The 1,795-nt window shown below is 62.6% G+C and carries 3 protein-coding genes; 2 read left to right on the top strand and 1 reads right to left on the bottom strand.

Annotated features, from left to right (window positions below; all coding sequences use genetic code 11):
• On the bottom strand, nucleotides 1-335 hold a 335-nt coding region (locus JQ822_RS24250), incomplete at its 3' end, for a hypothetical protein (RefSeq protein WP_204987998.1).
• A 326-nt stretch (nucleotides 336-661) separates the two neighbouring features.
• Here JQ822_RS24250 and JQ822_RS24255 point away from each other — a divergent pair.
• Both JQ822_RS24255 and JQ822_RS24260 read left to right on the top strand, forming a co-directional pair.
• Nucleotides 662-1,399, top strand: a complete 738-nt coding sequence (locus JQ822_RS24255) for a recombinase family protein (protein WP_001446887.1) — start codon at nucleotides 662-664, stop codon at nucleotides 1,397-1,399.
• The gene (locus JQ822_RS24260; RefSeq protein WP_000743213.1) at nucleotides 1,396-1,620 is read left to right on the top strand and encodes a hypothetical protein; all 225 of its coding nucleotides are present in this window, start codon (nucleotides 1,396-1,398) and stop codon (nucleotides 1,618-1,620) included. The genes JQ822_RS24255 and JQ822_RS24260 overlap by 4 nt, the downstream gene beginning before the upstream one ends.
• Nucleotides 1,621-1,795 lie beyond the last annotated feature (175 nt).

The raw sequence follows: 1,795 nt of genomic DNA on the forward strand, positions 1-1,795 counted from the left end.
CGCCTGGTAAGCAGAGTTTTTGAAATGTAAGGCCTTTGAATAAGACAAAAGGCTGCCTCATCGCTAACTTTGCAACAGTGCCGCGCGACGAGCAGCAGCACCAGGAGCAGAAGCACGTCGAGAAAAAGCAACAGCAGATCGAGCAGCGCCCACGGCGGGCCGCTCGCATCGGATAAGTCGAAAAATCCGGCTAAAGTGGCCGAGCTGCACATCAGGCCGCGCGGTTTTCCTCCCTGATCGCCGGCGCGGTTTCTTCCTCCCTGAACCGCATGCAGACTTGCCGCCTCGGACACCCCGAGGCGGTTTTTTTTCGCCTCGCTCGAGCATCGCCGCATCCGACGATGCCGAGACGACCAGGCCGCGCACGTCGAGCTGCAGCATCGCCATTGCCGACGATGGCACCAGGTCGCCGGCGGTGGCCACCGACCTCGAGCTCGCATCGCCACATCCGACGATGCGCGCCGGCGTCGACCATCGCCAGGTCTGACGATGGCGGCCGCCCTGCCCTGGATCTCGCATCGCCATTTCTGGCGATGAGATCCACGGAGCGGCCATTTAGACCCGCCAATAACGACCCGGCCAAGATAAATCGCATGACGGCCTTTTTGGCCGGGGGTAGCATGACCGGACACTTTGCGTATGCCCAAAGGAGCCCGCAAGTATGCGCAGGACGAAGCCAGTAGCCGCGCCGATGGTGGCGCGGGTCTATCTGCGCGTCAGCACCGACGCGCAGGACTTGGAACGCCAAGAGGCGATCACTACGGCCGCGAAGGCCGCCGGCTACTACGTCGCCGGCATCTACCGTGAGAAGGCATCCGGCGCACGCGCCGACCGGCCTGAGCTGCTGCGCATGATCGGCGACCTACAGCCCGGCGAGGTGGTCATTGCCGAGAAGATCGACCGCATCAGCCGCCTACCTTTGCCCGAGGCCGAGCGCCTGGTGGCCTCGATACAGGCCAAAGGCGCAAGCCTGGCCGTCCCTGGCGTGGTCGATCTATCCGACCTGGCGGCCGAGGCCCAGGGCGTCGCCAAGATCGTGCTGGAAGCCGTGCAGATCATGCTTTTTCGCCTGGCCTTGCAGATGGCCCGCGACGACTACGAGGACAGGCGCGAACGCCAGCGCCAAGGCATTGAGTTGGCCCGCCAGGCCGGGCGGTACAAGGGCCGCCGTGCTGATCCGAAGCGCCGCGCCCAAGTTGTCGCGCTGCGCAAGTCCGGCTACAGCATCAACAAGACCGCCGAGCTGGCCGGGTACAGTGCGGCCCAGGTGAAACGGATATGGGCCGAGGTCAGCCAGGCCGAAGCGAAGCAGCACGGCGCGTTCGTGGAGGACGCATTGACGGAAGCCGATGCCCTGGCCGCTGTCGGCCAGGATGAGCGCCAGGAGGAAAGGGCATGAAGAAGCCGAACCAAGACGACGAGCCGTTTTTCATCACCGAGGAGATTGCGGCCGAAATGATCGCCGGCGGCTATGAGTTCGAGCTGCCGCCCATTCCTTGCACCATCCGCCTACGCGACGTGCTGGAGCGCATGACCGATGCTGAGCTAGCATTGCAGCCGGGCGAGATCGCCGACCAGGAGCGTGAACGCTGCCGGCGCAAGCCGTGTTCAACCTCATGATCTGGTCATGGTATTTTTCATGGCACTGAGCCTGATAGTTCTTGCAAATTGTTGTCACTAAAGGGTTTTGTGTGCTTGTTTACAATCGAGTGGGAGTGACGGGCACTGGCTGGCAATGTCTAGCAACGGCAGGCATTTCGGCTGAGGGTAAAAGAACTTTCCGCTAAGCGATAGA

The sequence above is a fragment of the Citrobacter sp. FP75 genome (genome assembly GCF_018342065.1).
In the GTDB taxonomy this organism is placed as follows: Bacteria; Pseudomonadota; Gammaproteobacteria; order Enterobacterales; family Enterobacteriaceae; genus Citrobacter.